Source organism: Methylophilus sp. UBA6697, assembly GCF_002454655.1.
Lineage (GTDB): Bacteria > Pseudomonadota > Gammaproteobacteria > Burkholderiales > Methylophilaceae > Methylophilus.
Window position 1 is genome coordinate 1 of the sequence record NZ_DKJH01000003.1, and the last position, 13,810, is coordinate 13,810.

A 13,810-nucleotide genomic window follows, 5' to 3' on the forward strand; every position below is an offset into this window, starting at 1 on the left:
ATCTTCTGCTTTACCTGAGCCGCCCGAAATAATGGCACCGGCATGGCCCATACGCTTGCCTTTTGGTGCAGTCAGGCCTGCGATATAAGCGGCCACTGGTTTGGTGACGTGATGCTTGATAAAGTCAGCCGCAGCCTCTTCATCGCTACCACCAATTTCGCCGACCATAATAATGGCTTCAGTTTCAGGGTCTTGCTGAAAGAGTTCCAGGCACTCAAGAAAGTTCAGGCCTTTGATCGGGTCGCCACCAATGCCGACACAGGTGGTTTGACCCAAACCCAGCGCCGTCGTTTGATGCACGGCTTCATAGGTCAGGGTGCCAGAGCGGGATACCACGCCGACTTTACCGCGTTGATGAATGCTGCCCGGCATAATGCCGATTTTACATTCGCCAGGCGTGATGATGCCCGGGCAGTTAGGGCCAATCAGCCTGGTGCCGTTGGCACGCAAAGCGGCTTTCACATTCAGCATGTCCAGTACCGGGATGCCTTCTGTGATGCACACAATGAGCTCAATGCCAGCATCTGCCGCTTCCAGAATCGAGTCAGCCGCAAATGGTGGCGGCACATAAATGACGCTGGCATTGGCCTGGGTTGCTTTCACCGCTTCGCGCATGGTGTTGAATACAGGTAGGTCCAGATGTTGTTGGCCGCCTTTGCCTGGCGTCACACCACCCACCATTTTGGTGCCATAGGCCAATGCCTGTTCAGAGTGAAAGGTGCCTTGTTTACCGGTGAAGCCCTGGCACAATACTTTGGTATTTTTATCAACTAAAATCGCCATGACTACACACCTTTACTTACTGCTTTGACCGCGTGCTGGGCCGCATCCGTCAGGCCCTCCGCAGAAATAATATTCAAGCCACTGTCGCGCAGCATTTGCTTGCCCAGTTCAACATTGGTACCTTCGAGGCGAACCACGACAGGAATCGTCATGCCGACTTCGCGCACGGCTGTGATGATGCCGGTCGCGATAATGTCGCAACGCATGATGCCACCGAAAATGTTGACCAGAATGGCCTTAACATTGCTATCTGCCAGAATAATTTTAAAGGCTTTAGTCACAGTCTCTGCCGTGGCGCCACCGCCCACATCCAGAAAGTTGGCAGGCATGCCGCCGTGCAGCTTGATCAGGTCCATGGTCGCCATGGCCAGGCCAGCACCGTTGACCATACAGCCAATATTGCCATTCAGGGCAATATAGTTGAGCCCACTGTGGTGGGCTTCGGCCTCTTTGGTGTCGTCCTGCGACCAGTCGCGGATTTCGGCAAAAGGTTTTTGGCGATACAGTGCGTTGTCATCGACGGTCATTTTGCAGTCGAGCGCGACCAACTTGCCATCTGCGGTGACAATCAGTGGATTGATTTCCAGCAGTGCCAGGTCATTGTCTTTAAACAGTTTGTACAAGCCTTTGGCCAGTTTGGTAAACGCGCCAATCTGGTCACCACTTAAACCCAGGCTAAATGCCAGGTTGCGCGCCTGGTAATCCACCAGGCCATTGAGTGGGTCGCAGACTTCCTGCAGGATTTTTTCCGGCTGCGTGGCAGCAATTTCTTCGATATCCATACCGCCTGCACTGGAGGCGACCATGACCACGCGTTCCAGCGTGCGGTCAACCAGCATGGACAAGTACAGCTCGCGTGCAATTGGCAAGGTCTGTTCAACCAGCACCTGATGCACCGGCTGGCCATCAGGGGCATTCTGGTAGGTCACCAGATGCTTGCCGAGCAAGCTACCGGCAACTGTTTGTGCTTCAAGTGCGGATTTCACGACCTTGACGCCACCTGCCTTGCCACGCCCACCCGCATGCACTTGTGCCTTGACGACCCAGGCTTCCCCCCCTAATTCTTTGGTGGCAGCGGCAGCAGCTTCTTCGGATTGGACGACCAGACCGGCCGGGGTTGCCAAACCATACTTTTGCAGTAATTGTTTGGCCTGGTATTCGTGCAGATTCATGAGCGTGAGCGCTTTTTATGATTAAGCGCCTATTTTCGCGCAAATGGGCGCTCAAGGCTAGACCACAGGCAAAAAAACCGTGATGCGAGTATGCGATTTTATACGTTTATCGTTGCTGGTGTCAGGTATGTAAGACTTTGCAAAAAATGCCTGCGTTAAAGCGTTAGCCCATATTGACTATTGGCATTCGTCATCGCTTTCAATATAGTTATCGTAGTAATATTTTATACATAAAAAATTATTGGAGAGCGATTATGTTGAAAAAACTACTATTAGTTTCGGCAATGGCTATGTCAATGAACGCGAATGCGCTGGTATTGAATGTTTCTGGTGTCGATGTGAACGGCGCCTCGCTCGATAAAACGACCATTATTAATCTTCCTAGCCAAAGTACTATTTTTGATTTTTTTGGTAGCTTGGATCTCAGTAAAAAATTACAGGAAAGCAATAATGCTGGTGCAGTATTTGGCTTGTATTTAAACACGCCTGGCACAGGAACGCTGCTGAAACCACTTGCTGATTTCACTGCGTCTGCCGGTGATGTTTACAGTTTTAATTTCACCAACCTGGCAGCTGGTGATTACAGCTTGCGTTTTAACGTGACTGGTGGCGGTAGCTATGCTTTGACCTCTACGATCAATACGGTGACCACACCTGTGCCTGAAGCTAACACTTACAGCATGATCATATTAGGCCTGGGTGTCATGGGGGCTGTAGTGAGCCGTCGCAAACTGATCTGATTGATTTATCTCCTTGTATGTAAAAAAGCCGTTTAACGCTCAGCGTTAAACGGCTTTTTTGTTGCGGTGGGCTGGCACGCGATTCAATCGCGCCACTAGTCCAGATTGTTACTGGTTCAAATCCTGCGCCCAGGCATTGCCATACACTTTTCCATTACGTGACAGCACCAGCATCTGATACATGCTGACTACCCACATATAGCTGGAAGCCAGGCTATAGCCAACACCACCGATAATGGTCAGCCAGGCAAAATGCGGTGACAGCTTGGTCAGCCACCAGGACATGACGTCCACAATCAGGAACGCAAACGGGAAGGCGATGGCGACGATTTTGGCAGTTTTGGGCACGTTAACCGCAAAGCTGAAAATCAGGCCGATAAAAAAGAAAATAAAACTGATGCCAAACAGGTGGATATGTGAGACACGGGTCAGGCCGCTAATCGTGGCGCCTTCATTCACTTCAGCACGTGATTTCACTTCTTCATACTTGGTGAAGTTGGGAATGCCGGGAATGTTGCTGTGGCAGACAATACAGTGCTGGGCAAAGATTTGCTTGTAATGTGACTCCCACTGGTCTTCCGGTGCACCTTGCTGTGCCCATTTGATGATGTCCTGGCGCACTTCCAGCGGTGCTTTGTCAGACATGGAGCCATTTAACTTGCTGGCCAGTTTGGTACCGCTGCGGTCGCCATAATAGCTGTAGACAATATCGTTGACGGATAAGCCGAATTTGCCATCAGCCATACCGTGTGTGAGCATGATTTGCAAACCAGCCATGCACAAGCCAACGCCAATCACTAGCAGGTAACCGATAAACAGCGCTTTAAGTGGCAATGGCAGGTTGGGCAGGTTCAGCCATGGCAATGTTTGTGAGTCTTGTTTCATACGTTTCCCGGGGTTTTTTAATTTGCTTGCAAGCATACCATCGCTTGTGGCATTCCAAAAACAGAAATACTCCTTAAAAACAGCCTGTTCTCAGCGTTTATGTAGGCAACTGGTATAATCGCGCTTTTGTTTAATTAGTGATTTTTATCATGCGTTTAGTGGTTCAAGGTCCTGCCATCAGTATGGCGCATTTGTCTCATATTCATGGCTTGGTGGGTGGGCATACGCAGTTTATGCAAGTGGCGCAACATGCTTATTACCTACCGGTCGCAGAGGGGGCATACCTTGATGTGAAGGCATTTTGTGCCAGCCAGCAGATTGATTGCGCCATTGTGCAGGATGCCCACCGCCTGCCAAACATAGGTCTGTGCGTCATGGACATGGACTCGACCCTGATTGCCATTGAGTGTATTGATGAAATTGCCGACATGATGAACCTCAAGCCGCAAGTGGCCGAGATCACCGAGGCTGCCATGCGCGGTGAGCTGGATTTTGCTGCCAGTTTGCGCAAGCGTGTGGCCTTGCTCAAAGGCTTGCCAGAGACAGCGCTACAACGTGTGATTGAGGAGCGCTTAACCTTTAATCCAGGCGCGCAAGACTGGATTAATACCTGCAAGCAACATGGCATTAAAACCATGGTGGTGTCTGGCGGCTTTACCTTTTTCGCCAATTATGTCAAAGATACGCTAGGGCTGGATTATGCCGTCTCCAATACGCTGGAAATTGTCGATGGCAAATTGACCGGCCAGGTGCTGGGCGACATTGTAGATGCCCAGCGCAAGGCCGATGAGTTATTGAATCTGCGCGAAGCACTCGGTCTGGATGCCACGCAAACCATCGCCATTGGTGATGGTGCCAATGACCTGACTATGATGGCCGTGGCTGCGGTCGGTGTGGCTTATCACGCCAAACCGGTGGTGCAGCAGCAAGCCATGTATGCAATGAATGTGGTGGGCCTGGATGGCGTCGCCAATCTGTTGACCATTTAGTTGCGGCGCTCAGTCGATCAATGAGAGGCAGTNNTGTTAGGATGGTTTTTTAAATAAATAATTGATTTATTTATACTTTTCTTAAAAAATCGTTTGCTATTGTGGCGATTAACGTGCATAGTGTGCCCACGCGAAGTTCAAGCATTGTTGTTTTCTCTGGTGTTATCTTTCGGTTCTATCGTTAATCCCGCTACTTGACCCTCGCCTTTAATAGGGGAAACCCATTCATTTTTTAAGGAATTATTATGGCAACAGGTATTGTGAAGTGGTTTAACGATGCAAAAGGGTTTGGTTTTATTACGCCAGACCAAGGTGGCGATGACTTATTTGCGCATTTCTCAGCGATTCAATCTGCTGGTTTTAAAAGCCTGGCAGAAAATCAGCGTGTTTCTTATGAAGAAACAACAGGCCCTAAGGGTAAACAAGCGTCAGCCATTCAAGTGATTGCTTAAGCACGTGCGTTTGGGTGAATTCACCCCCGGATAAAGCCCGTTTGTACGGGCTTTTTTGTTTTTTATTTTAAGGATACCTCATGGCTAAAGAAGAGTTGATTGAAATGCAGGGCGCAGTGACGGAAATATTGCCAGATGCGCGCTATCGCGTGACGCTGGATAACGGCCATCAGCTGATTGCTTACACTGGCGGCAAAATGCGCAAACATAAAATACGTATTCTGGCTGGCGACAAAATCACTATTGAAATGTCACCCTATGATATGGGTAAAGGGCGCATTACTTTCCGTCATCTACCGCCACGCAAGCCTTCATAAAAAACATTTAGTGGGTCTCTGCATTTAAGTATGCCAGTTCAATCTCGCTAAACCCCGCCTGCTTACGCGCTTCCATGTTAAACGGTGGCCGCAGCTTGGGCGCTTGATATTGTTGGCGCAAGGTTTCAAACGTCGCGACGATATCTAATCCGCGTTGGTCACATAAATATTGAAACCAGCGGTTGCCAATGGCCACATGGCCGATTTCGTCACGCAGGATAATATCCAGAATCGCGGCGGCGGCATGGTCACCTGCTTGCGACAGTTTCTGTTTGAGCGGGGGCGTGGCATCCAGGCCGCGCGCTTCCATGGTACGCGGCACCAGCGCCATGCGCGCCAGTACATCGGATTGCGTTTTTTCGACCATCTCCCACAGGCTGTTGTGACCATCAAAGTCACCATAGTCAAAGCCCAGTGTTTGCAGATGCGCGCGTAGCAGCGAGAAGTGGTAAGCCTCTTCTTTGGCGACTTGCAGCCAGTCACGGTAATAGTCTTCCGGCATGTTGGCAAAGCGCCACACGGCATCCAGCGCCAGGTTAATGGCATTGAATTCAATATGCGCTAATGCATGTATCAGCGCCGCACGGCCTTCAGCCGTATTCATGGCGCGACGCTGTACTTGCTTGGGCGGCACCAGATGAGGCTTTTCCGGCCGGCCTGGAATGGATTGTACTGGCGCGGTCAGCGTGAGATGGGCGTTGTAGTCGAGATTAGTTTGCCAAAGCAAACTGACTTGCTGGCATTTTTGTTGCGGATCACTGAGGGTCAGTGCTTGCAGGGCGAGGGTTCTCAGGCAGGATGTCATAGCGTTGGAATTTTACCGTGAATTGGCTGCCGATGTGATGCGTGATTGGGTGAGGCAGCCCGGCCGAGACGGTGATGCTGGCATTGTGGTGTTCTGCAATTTCGGCGACGATGGCCAATCCAAGGCCGCAACCGTTGCCCTGATTGGGGTCTAGGCGGTGAAAACGCTCAAAGATCAGCGCTGTCTGGTCGGCAGGGATGCCGACGCCGCTATCAGACACTTGTAACATCAGAGACTGCTCACTTTGCCATAAGCGGATCGCAAGCAGGCCTTGTTCTGGCGTGTACTGGATGGCGTTCTCGAGCAAATTATTGAGCATTTCCGATAGCATCAAGGCATCCCCCAACACCTTGTCCTGCTGCGTTTCAATCAGCACTTCCAGTTCCAGTTGTTTATCTGAAGCCGGGCCTATCCAGCGCGCGCACTCTTCATAAATAATACTGGTCAGCGACACTGGCTGAACGATCAGCTGGCTACTGGCGGCATCGGTTCTGGCCATGCTCAACAAGCGTTGAATCAGGTGTGATAAACGTGTTGTGCTGCGTAGCATGTAGTTCAATGGTTCCTGCACGGCTTCTGGTGGGTGGCTTCTGAGTGCTAGTTCCGCTTGTGTTTGCAAGCCTGCAATCGGCGTACGTAATTGATGCGAGGCATCGGCAATAAATTGCTGTTGTTGCTGCAAACCCGCTTTTACCCGCGACAGCAGGGCATTCATGGCATGCAACAGGGGGTGCAGCTCCAATGGCGAGTAACTGGTGTCTAGCGGACTGAGGTCGCGGTGGGAGCGCTGATGTAAAGATTCCCTGAGGTCTTGCATGGGTTTTAGCGCAAAGTGGATGCCCAGTTCAATCACAATCGCAGCCAACAGCATCATCAGCACTTGCGGTAGCAGCATTTCCTCTACCATTTCTGCCACCATGGCATCGCGTTTGCCAGTAGTTTCTGCCATAGTGATCAGGATATTGCGCGCATTGATCGCTTTGCTTTCGGGCAGGCCAAAGGTCACGGCGCGAATGGCTTCACCTTTGTAGAGGCTGTTGTAATAAATCTGTTGGTTGCCCGCTGGCGGTTTGGTGGGGAGTGGCAGGTTGGCTTCACCGAACACCAGTTTGCCGCGCGGCCCGATAATGCGGATATAAATGCGGTCACCTTCGTTGTAACTGAGCAAGTGGCTGGCGACTTCGGGAATTTCAATTTTGACTTCGTTGTTGGCGTCGATAATGACTTCATCAGCCAAGGCAAGCACGGTACGCAATAACGACTGGTCATAAGCTTGTGTCGCATAGTGCAAGGCGCGTGAGTAAGAGAGGGCGGCAGACACCCCGAGTACCAGCAGCATGGGCAACAGTAGCCACAAACGCAGCTGGTTTTTGAGTGAACGTGGTCCCATGTATTCAGTGTGTCATTAAAGGCTTAAGTGTTCGGCTTCCAGCATATAGCCCAAACCACGCACAGTGCGGATGTGGGCGCCGCTGGGTTCAATTTTCTTGCGCAGGCGGTGAATATACACCTCAATGGCATTGTCACCCAGGGTTTCGTCCCAATTGCACAAAGACTCCATGATTTGCTCTTTGGCAATGATTTTACCCATACGCATCATCAATGTTTCCAGCAGGTTGAGTTCGCGTGCCGATAGGGTAATCAGTTGGTCATTAATACTGGCCAGTTTATTAGCGACATCGAGTTTTAGGTTGCCACACTGTAATGGCAGGTTGTTGCCCAGTTTACTACGGCGTATCAGTGCACGTACGCGGGCTTCAAGTTCTTCGAGGTGAAATGGTTTGGTCAGGAAGTCATCAGCGCCCAGATCCAGCGCCTGCACACGCGTGGCTACATCCTCACGTGCGGTCAAAATCAGCACCGCAATCGCGTTAGCCTGCTGGCGCAGGTGCGATAACAACTGCATGCCATCCATCGTGGGTAATCCAAGGTCCAGAATCACCATGTCGTATACGTCATCCTGAATGGCGCGTAAGGCTTGTTTGCCATCGGTGACGTGATCAACCGCGTATTGTGACTGGCTGAGGGCACGCACCAGTCCATTAGCAATCACTAAATCATCTTCCACAATTAATAAACGCATCGCTGATATCCGCTGGTCTGAATATGCCCAGTGTACCTCAATGCTGGCGGGTTTTTCGTTTGTAAGTTTGCTGCAAGCCAGACGTAAGTTAGCTGTAAGGAGAGCAGCGTATTGTGCAAGGGTGGACAACGCAATACGAGCCACGATGCCATTAAACACAGAATATTAAATGAGCAGCAGCGATTAAGGAGCGATCATGATCAAGACCCTGTTAGTCATGTCGGGATTCATTCTTTCAGCCTATGCCCTGGCCGGGACCAACCCCTCGCCACATGATCAGGTTGAAATGCAGAAACATTTGAAAGTAGCCAGACACGCTGTTGCGCAGCCAGCGGTCAACTCCCAAAAGGAGGTTGACAAAAAAACTGCGCAAACCAAGTAACTGCGAAGTTGCCTAAGCGTACTGAATTCCCTGCAGTGCGTTGAAGCAATCAGCGGTTTCGTGTGTATCCTCTCACTTTAACCACGCGCAAGCGTGGTTTTTTTTATGTGTGATTTGGAATATGTGGATTTGGGCTTGCGCCAGGTCCTGGTGCAAGCCCACCAAGTCAACGTCTAACGTAAATCTATGATATCCAGCTTGCCTGCCTTCATGTCCGGCACCAGCAAATGGTGGTCATCTTGAGTCAGCGCAATATCTGCGGCAGATTGATAGCCTTCTTTGATCAGGGTGACTTTATGTTGCTGGTCAATGCGGAATACTTTGCCTGACTTCCAGTCACTGACATAAATCGTGCCATTTGCCTGTTTGACAATGCCATCGCCGCCACCCAGGCCGCTGGCCACTTCATCCAGTTTTTTGCTCAACAGGTTGTAGTTGTAAAGCACGCCGGAAGTGAAGTCCACCAGTAGCAGATGCTCACCTTTGGCATCGGCCAGCAAACCATTTGGGGCTAAAATACGTGCATCGATCGTGCCGTCTAGCAGCAAACTCAGCTGACGTTGAGGCGTGACTTTATAAATAATGCCGCCTTTGCCGCTGCCCAGAATATCACCACTGTCACTGATATACAGGTTGCCATTGGCATCTGCGCTCAAGTCGTTGAGAAATTGCGGCACTTTAGGAAAGTCAGTCGCTGCCAGAAACACCTCAGCGCTGGCGGTTGGCTGGTTCAGTGCGACACGCAACACGCGCGTTTTGTCAGCAATATATAAATCATTGCCGATCAGCACCAGCCCTTTAGGGTCATCCAGGCCTTGTACCAAGACCGAGGTTTTGCCATGGTCGATGACGCGAATCTGTCCATCACCATCCTGGCCAAAGCCATTGATTTCAGACACGTAGATTTTGCCGTCGGCGGCTTGCACAACAGATTCCGGCGTCAGTAATCCATTCACAGGCGCTAAGCCGTGCGCGTGACTTTGGCTGGTGATCGTCAGTAAGCAGGCAGCGACTAAGCTTGAGATGGCGCTAGAGGTCAAGACACGGCGAGGCTGGAAAAACAACATAAACACTCCTAGAAAAAGGCTTTAGGTTGGGATAAGGTATTAATACTATTGCACAAAGCCTCGTAGGTTTGTACCGGCGCTTGTGCCAGGGATTGCTGGAAAGCAGGATTTTGCTGCAATTGCTGAATCACCTGGTCAAACGCTTGCTGGTAAGACTTATGTGTCGAGTGCTCCACATTGTAAGTCAGCCAGCCACGTGATTGGCCTTCGCCCTTGACTGTCAGCAGCGGTTTTCCCAGAGCGCTGTCTGCGGCAGGCTGGTTATACACCTTGGCAGTGATTTCGCTGTAAAAAACACCCGTTTGCGGGTTATAGAACATATTGGGTTCAATCACCACCAGCGCCTGGCCTTTGGCTTCGGCCTCACAACTGGAGGTGGTAAAGTTTTGCGCCTGAAAGCTGCTCAAGCCGACAGCTTCAGCTGCTTCGGCACGGTTATGCCAATAGTTGAGGTAGGGATTCAACAGGCGTACCGGATGCTGGTAAAAAGACTCTGGCACCTGAATGACCAAAGCCGGTTGCGTACCCGCCTGGCTAAGGCTGATCCAGCCCAGGCAGAGTGCGCTACTGATAGACAACAAAATGCGTTTCATATATTGCTCCTGAAAATATCCTTGCAGCGGTGGCTACAGGTTGCGAATACGGTAAATCCAGCCGGTCAGGTCATCTGACACATATAGCCAGCCATCGGCACCGACGATCACGTCTACTGGTCGTCCCCAGGCTCGTTTGCCTTGCAGCCAGCCACTAATGAATGGGACGCTTGCCACGGGCTGTTGGTTCCTGAATTGTACACGCAGCAAGGCGTAGCCGCTGGGTTGTTTGCGGTTCCAGGAACCATGCAAGGCCACAATCGCATCCTGTTGGATGTCGCCTGCTAGCCGGCTTTGATGCAAAAAAGTGATGCCTATGGGCGTACTGTGTGCGGGGAGTGTTAGTACGGGCGCTTGCGCCTGTTGGCAAGCACCTGTTTCGCCAACAAAGTTGGGGTCTTGCATCAGTTGCCCGGGCTGCGCGGGGTCGCTCCAGCAATACGGCCAGCCATAGTGCTGGCCTGCTTCAATCTTGTTAAGGTGTTCTGGTGGCAAGTCGTCATCGATATGGCCATTTTTCTGTCCACTGCGATTATCGGCGCCATTGTTGGTGGCAAACATCTCTCCGCTTTGTGGTTGCCAGGCAAAACCTTGGCTATTACGCAGGCCACGGGCCCAGATTGCACTTTGTGCATGACGACCGACCGTCAGCAGCGCGCCAGCAGGACGGCCATCTGCCGTATATCTTAGTATTGTTGCGCGCATCGGATTATCTTCGACACAGACATTGCAACTGGAGCCGACATTGATAAACAGATAGCCGTCCGGCGAGATTTGGAGTGTTTTCAGGCTATGGCCACCGCTAGGCAAGTTGCGGATAAACGGTTGCGGGGCGCCCCAGCCATCGCCTTGTTTCGGCAGTTTGACCACGCCGGTCTGTTCAGCCACCAGCAAGTCCTCTCCTAGCAAGGTGATGCCGTGTGGCGCATTGAGGCCTTGGGCAATGACTTCTGCTTCCCCTTGTGCGTTTAAACGCACGATACGGCCAGTATCAGACAAGCTGACCAATAGCCGTCCCTGTGTGTCCAGCGCCAGCATGCGTGGTGCGCCCAAGGTGCTGACATCACTAAATCGCTCTATCTTGAGCCCGGCGGGGACTTCCAGCGTCGATAAAGCAGCATCCACCTCTGGCGTTTGTGCCATGGCATAGTGCAAACCAATTGCCGTACACAACCCTGTCAATGCGATCAACAGCAAGCGCGAAACTTTATTGGGGGAAGAGGTTTGGGCGTGTGCTGCCATCATGTCAATGTGTCTGCCCAGATGTTTTCTGCCCAGGCTTGTGCGTATTCGCCTTCCTGCACGCTGGCTTTGGCCGAAACGCCACCACCTTCGGCTGATACCATGGATTTCTTGGCTGGGTCATAACGATAGACATTGGCCACGTGCATGGCTTGCTGGTTGTCGACAAAACTGTAGCAAGTGTTTGCGAACACAGGCAGCGGGTTAGGGGCATTGCCAGTTTGCAGGTCTATGATGGCGGCAGCGCACACTTTGGCTTGCGAGGTGGCCATATGCGCCGATTTCGGCAAGCCTGCCGAAATACTGTCGCCGATGATATGTACATCAGCTTGCAGGCTCGATGCATACGTCACAAAGTCAACTTCGCACCAGCGACCATCGACATTATTCATGCCCGCCACTTGCGCGACTTTGCCGGCCAATTGCGACGGAATCACATTCAGCACGTCTGCTTTCACCGTTTCAAAATCGGTTTTAATGGTTTTGCTGGCAGCATCCAGTTGCAGGATTTCGCTATTGTTATGGTATTCAATGATGCCCTGGTAGGCACCATTGAAGCTTTGCAAAAACAAACCTTTTTTGGAGGTGATGTCGGCATTAGCATCCAGGATAATCACTTTGCTGCGCGGTTTGTGCTGTTTGAAATAATACGCGACCTGGCAGGCCCGTTCATAAGGGCCGGGCGGGCAGCGGTAAGCGCCGGTTGGAATGGTCATCACAAACACGCCTCCATCCGGCATGCTCTCCAATTGCTGCCGTAGTTGCAGCGTTTGTTTGCCCGCTTTCCATGCATGTGGAATATCGGCGACCGGGGCAGGCATGCCTGGAATCTTGCTGTAATTGAAATCAACACCAGGTGCGAGTATCAGGCGGTCGTAGCTGAGATTGCCACGCGCGAGTTGCACTTGTTTATTCACAAGGTCAACTGACGTGACACTGTCTTGTATCCAGTGCAGCCCATGTTGCTTGCGTGATAAGTCATAAGCAAAACTCAGCTGATCCAGCGTGCGGCTACCACCTAGCACCAGGTTGCTTTGCGGGCAGGAAATAAATTGCGGATTAGGCTCAATGATGGTGACTTTGAGGTTGCCCATGCTCCAGGCGCGTAAGTATTTGGCGGCGGTGAGGCCTGCAAATCCTGCGCCGACTATCACTACATGGCCCAGTGGTGGTTTGCTGGCACGCGCAAAGGCGGGCAGGCCATAAAAGGCGAGTCCGCCATAAATCACTGAGCGCACAAATTGCCTGCGTGTTGCGCTGACGGGATGGGTGGTCAAGATAGAATCCGGCTGCATTATTGTGCCCCCAGGAATGATTGATGTGGCAAGGCATGCGGTGTTTGTCTGGGTTGTTGTGCGAAATAGCTGGCCAGTGCGGTTATTTCTTCTGTAGTTAACCCTTTGGCGTGATGATGCATGACGGTAGAAGTCACCGAGCCATCTTTAAAGCCCTGCATGCGCTGTACAAAATAATCTTGGTTTAGGGCTGCCAGCGTAGGCGTGCCGCCCAGGCTATTGCCATTGGGTCCATGGCAGGCAGCGCAGGAGGCCGCCAGGGTATGAATGGCCGACGAGTCTTCTGCATGCGTCGATAGCGACCATATTGCAATGCAAGCCCATAGAATACGCGCGTATATCTGCTTCATGCTTCCCCCAGGATTGATTGTGAGTGATATTGATGTATCACATTATTCTAAATGGATGCCGCGGCGTGAGTGACTATGGTTACACAGCCTCAAAACAATTGCCTTAAAACAAAAACGGTCATGAATCTCATGACCGTTTTTGTTTAATATCGTTGCGAGTTGCCAGCGATTAAAAGCATTTTTCTTCCTGACAGCCATCGTTTTTGGTGCCAAGTGCAGTCAGCAGGTCGACCATTTTCTGGTCATTTTCTTCTTTGAAATAACGTACCAGGGATACATCGCCTTTGAGTTTGATGTTCACATCCGCACCCGCAGAAGCCAAGTATTTCATGGTAGCGGTATCACCAATAAATGCGGACATATGGAAAGCCGTATTATGGCTGGCCGGGTGTACATAGTTCAGGTCAGCGCCTTTGGACACTAGGTATTTCACCACGTCCAGCTTGCCTTTTGATGCCGCCATTTGCAGTGGCTCCCAGGCAAAGAATTTCTGTTTTACCAAGGTCGGGTCAGCTTCAACAAACTTTTTGACCACTTTCACGTTACCACCGGTGAGCGCCTCGGTAAACTCCATATACTCCTCATCTGACAAGGCAAATGCCTGTAAGGCAAATGACAGTGAGAACAAGGCCACTAAAAACTTAACTGATTTCAT

Annotated in this window: 17 protein-coding genes; 5 read left to right on the forward strand and 12 right to left on the reverse strand. The window is 51.2% G+C overall.

Annotation, left to right across the window (positions count from 1 at the left end; genetic code table 11):
* Both sucD and sucC read right to left on the reverse strand, forming a co-directional pair.
* Positions 1–783, reverse strand: a 783-nt coding sequence (gene sucD / locus B3355_RS01220) for a succinate--CoA ligase subunit alpha (RefSeq protein WP_292779478.1), incomplete at its 3' end; no start/stop codon positions are given.
* Between the two features lie 2 nt (positions 784–785).
* The gene (sucC, locus tag B3355_RS01225; RefSeq protein WP_024929658.1) at positions 786–1,955 is read right to left on the reverse strand and encodes an ADP-forming succinate--CoA ligase subunit beta; all 1,170 of its coding nucleotides are present in this window, start codon (positions 1,953–1,955) and stop codon (positions 786–788) included.
* A 290-nt stretch (positions 1,956–2,245) separates the two neighbouring features.
* On the opposite strand from sucC, the gene B3355_RS01230 reads away from it, so the two are divergent.
* On the forward strand, positions 2,246–2,695 hold the full coding sequence (locus B3355_RS01230) for a PEP-CTERM sorting domain-containing protein (RefSeq protein WP_292779483.1): 450 nt from the start codon (positions 2,246–2,248) through the stop codon (positions 2,693–2,695).
* A 108-nt stretch (positions 2,696–2,803) separates the two neighbouring features.
* Here the strand turns inward: B3355_RS01230 and B3355_RS01235 are convergent, their stop codons facing one another.
* The gene (locus B3355_RS01235) at positions 2,804–3,580 is read right to left on the reverse strand and encodes an elongation factor-1 alpha (protein ID WP_235272887.1); all 777 of its coding nucleotides are present in this window, start codon (positions 3,578–3,580) and stop codon (positions 2,804–2,806) included.
* 149 nt (positions 3,581–3,729) lie between these two features.
* Between B3355_RS01235 and serB the strand changes: the two genes are divergently transcribed.
* From serB to infA, 3 genes are all read left to right on the forward strand, one after another.
* Positions 3,730–4,569, forward strand: a complete 840-nt coding sequence (serB, locus tag B3355_RS01240; protein ID WP_292779487.1) for a phosphoserine phosphatase SerB — start codon at positions 3,730–3,732, stop codon at positions 4,567–4,569.
* 245 nt (positions 4,570–4,814) lie between these two features.
* On the forward strand, positions 4,815–5,021 hold the full coding sequence (locus B3355_RS01245; RefSeq protein ID WP_019881669.1) for a cold-shock protein: 207 nt from the start codon (positions 4,815–4,817) through the stop codon (positions 5,019–5,021).
* Between the two features lie 80 nt (positions 5,022–5,101).
* Positions 5,102–5,338 carry a translation initiation factor IF-1 gene (gene infA / locus B3355_RS01250; RefSeq protein ID WP_019881670.1) on the forward strand — a complete coding sequence of 79 codons (237 nt, stop codon included), beginning with the start codon at positions 5,102–5,104 and terminating at the stop codon, positions 5,336–5,338.
* 7 nt (positions 5,339–5,345) lie between these two features.
* Here the strand turns inward: infA and B3355_RS01255 are convergent, their stop codons facing one another.
* Genes B3355_RS01255 through B3355_RS01265 form a run of 3 tightly spaced genes read right to left on the reverse strand, consistent with a single transcriptional unit; the run spans position 5,346 to position 8,226 of the window.
* Positions 5,346–6,143, reverse strand: a complete 798-nt coding sequence (locus B3355_RS01255) for a ferritin-like domain-containing protein (protein ID WP_292779491.1) — start codon at positions 6,141–6,143, stop codon at positions 5,346–5,348.
* Entirely contained in the window at positions 6,094–7,533 is a 1,440-nt protein-coding gene (locus tag B3355_RS01260; RefSeq protein ID WP_292779494.1) for a sensor histidine kinase, read from the reverse strand. The genes B3355_RS01255 and B3355_RS01260 overlap by 50 nt, the downstream gene beginning before the upstream one ends.
* Before the next feature lie 15 nt (positions 7,534–7,548).
* Entirely contained in the window at positions 7,549–8,226 is a 678-nt protein-coding gene (locus tag B3355_RS01265; RefSeq protein WP_019881673.1) for a response regulator, read from the reverse strand.
* A 196-nt stretch (positions 8,227–8,422) separates the two neighbouring features.
* Here B3355_RS01265 and B3355_RS01270 point away from each other — a divergent pair, with 196 nt between their 5' ends.
* Positions 8,423–8,608 (forward strand): hypothetical protein, encoded by a 186-nt coding sequence (locus tag B3355_RS01270; protein WP_019881674.1) that lies wholly within the window; start codon positions 8,423–8,425, stop codon positions 8,606–8,608.
* A 173-nt stretch (positions 8,609–8,781) separates the two neighbouring features.
* On the opposite strand, the gene B3355_RS01275 is transcribed toward B3355_RS01270, so the two are convergent.
* The 6 genes from B3355_RS01275 to B3355_RS01300 form a co-directional block, all read right to left on the reverse strand.
* Positions 8,782–9,675: an SMP-30/gluconolactonase/LRE family protein gene (locus B3355_RS01275; RefSeq protein ID WP_292779498.1), complete on the reverse strand. Its 894-nt coding sequence runs from the start codon at positions 9,673–9,675 to the stop codon at positions 8,782–8,784.
* Between the two features lie 8 nt (positions 9,676–9,683).
* Complete coding sequence (locus tag B3355_RS01280; protein ID WP_019881676.1) at positions 9,684–10,268, reverse strand: hypothetical protein; 585 nt, start codon at positions 10,266–10,268, stop codon at positions 9,684–9,686.
* Between the two features lie 33 nt (positions 10,269–10,301).
* A complete protein-coding gene (locus B3355_RS01285; RefSeq protein ID WP_292779502.1) occupies positions 10,302–11,513 on the reverse strand; it encodes a PQQ-dependent sugar dehydrogenase in 1,212 nt (403 codons plus the stop codon).
* Complete coding sequence (locus tag B3355_RS01290; RefSeq protein WP_292779505.1) at positions 11,510–12,805, reverse strand: NAD(P)/FAD-dependent oxidoreductase; 1,296 nt, start codon at positions 12,803–12,805, stop codon at positions 11,510–11,512. Before B3355_RS01290 ends, B3355_RS01285 begins: the two co-directional genes overlap by 4 nt.
* Positions 12,805–13,155, reverse strand: a complete 351-nt coding sequence (locus B3355_RS01295; protein WP_292779508.1) for a c-type cytochrome — start codon at positions 13,153–13,155, stop codon at positions 12,805–12,807. Before B3355_RS01295 ends, B3355_RS01290 begins: the two co-directional genes overlap by 1 nt.
* Positions 13,156–13,324: 169 nt before the next feature.
* Positions 13,325–13,810 (reverse strand): ankyrin repeat domain-containing protein, encoded by a 486-nt coding sequence (locus B3355_RS01300; RefSeq protein ID WP_292779511.1) that lies wholly within the window; start codon positions 13,808–13,810, stop codon positions 13,325–13,327.

Bases quoted from the DNA above. Each gene is read 5' to 3' on its own strand.
- B3355_RS01280 (WP_019881676.1), bottom strand. From the start codon at position 10,268: ATGAAACGCATTTTGTTGTCTATCAGTAGCGCACTCTGCCTGGGCTGG.
- B3355_RS01265 (WP_019881673.1), bottom strand. From the start codon at position 8,226: ATGCGTTTATTAATTGTGGAAGATGATTTAGTGATTGCTAATGGACTG.
- B3355_RS01270 (WP_019881674.1), top strand. From the start codon at position 8,423: ATGATCAAGACCCTGTTAGTCATGTCGGGATTCATTCTTTCAGCCTAT.
- B3355_RS01295 (WP_292779508.1), bottom strand. From the start codon at position 13,155: ATGAAGCAGATATACGCGCGTATTCTATGGGCTTGCATTGCAATATGG.
- B3355_RS01260 (WP_292779494.1), bottom strand. From the start codon at position 7,533: ATGGGACCACGTTCACTCAAAAACCAGCTGCGTTTGTGGCTACTGTTG.
- B3355_RS01230 (WP_292779483.1), top strand. From the start codon at position 2,246: ATGTCAATGAACGCGAATGCGCTGGTATTGAATGTTTCTGGTGTCGAT.
- B3355_RS01300 (WP_292779511.1), bottom strand. From the start codon at position 13,810: ATGAAATCAGTTAAGTTTTTAGTGGCCTTGTTCTCACTGTCATTTGCC.
- B3355_RS01275 (WP_292779498.1), bottom strand. From the start codon at position 9,675: ATGTTGTTTTTCCAGCCTCGCCGTGTCTTGACCTCTAGCGCCATCTCA.
- serB (WP_292779487.1), top strand. From the start codon at position 3,730: ATGCGTTTAGTGGTTCAAGGTCCTGCCATCAGTATGGCGCATTTGTCT.
- B3355_RS01255 (WP_292779491.1), bottom strand. From the start codon at position 6,143: ATGACATCCTGCCTGAGAACCCTCGCCCTGCAAGCACTGACCCTCAGT.
- sucC (WP_024929658.1), bottom strand. From the start codon at position 1,955: ATGAATCTGCACGAATACCAGGCCAAACAATTACTGCAAAAGTATGGT.
- B3355_RS01285 (WP_292779502.1), bottom strand. From the start codon at position 11,513: ATGATGGCAGCACACGCCCAAACCTCTTCCCCCAATAAAGTTTCGCGC.
- B3355_RS01290 (WP_292779505.1), bottom strand. From the start codon at position 12,805: ATGCAGCCGGATTCTATCTTGACCACCCATCCCGTCAGCGCAACACGC.
- B3355_RS01245 (WP_019881669.1), top strand. From the start codon at position 4,815: ATGGCAACAGGTATTGTGAAGTGGTTTAACGATGCAAAAGGGTTTGGT.
- B3355_RS01235 (WP_235272887.1), bottom strand. From the start codon at position 3,580: ATGAAACAAGACTCACAAACATTGCCATGGCTGAACCTGCCCAACCTG.
- infA (WP_019881670.1), top strand. From the start codon at position 5,102: ATGGCTAAAGAAGAGTTGATTGAAATGCAGGGCGCAGTGACGGAAATA.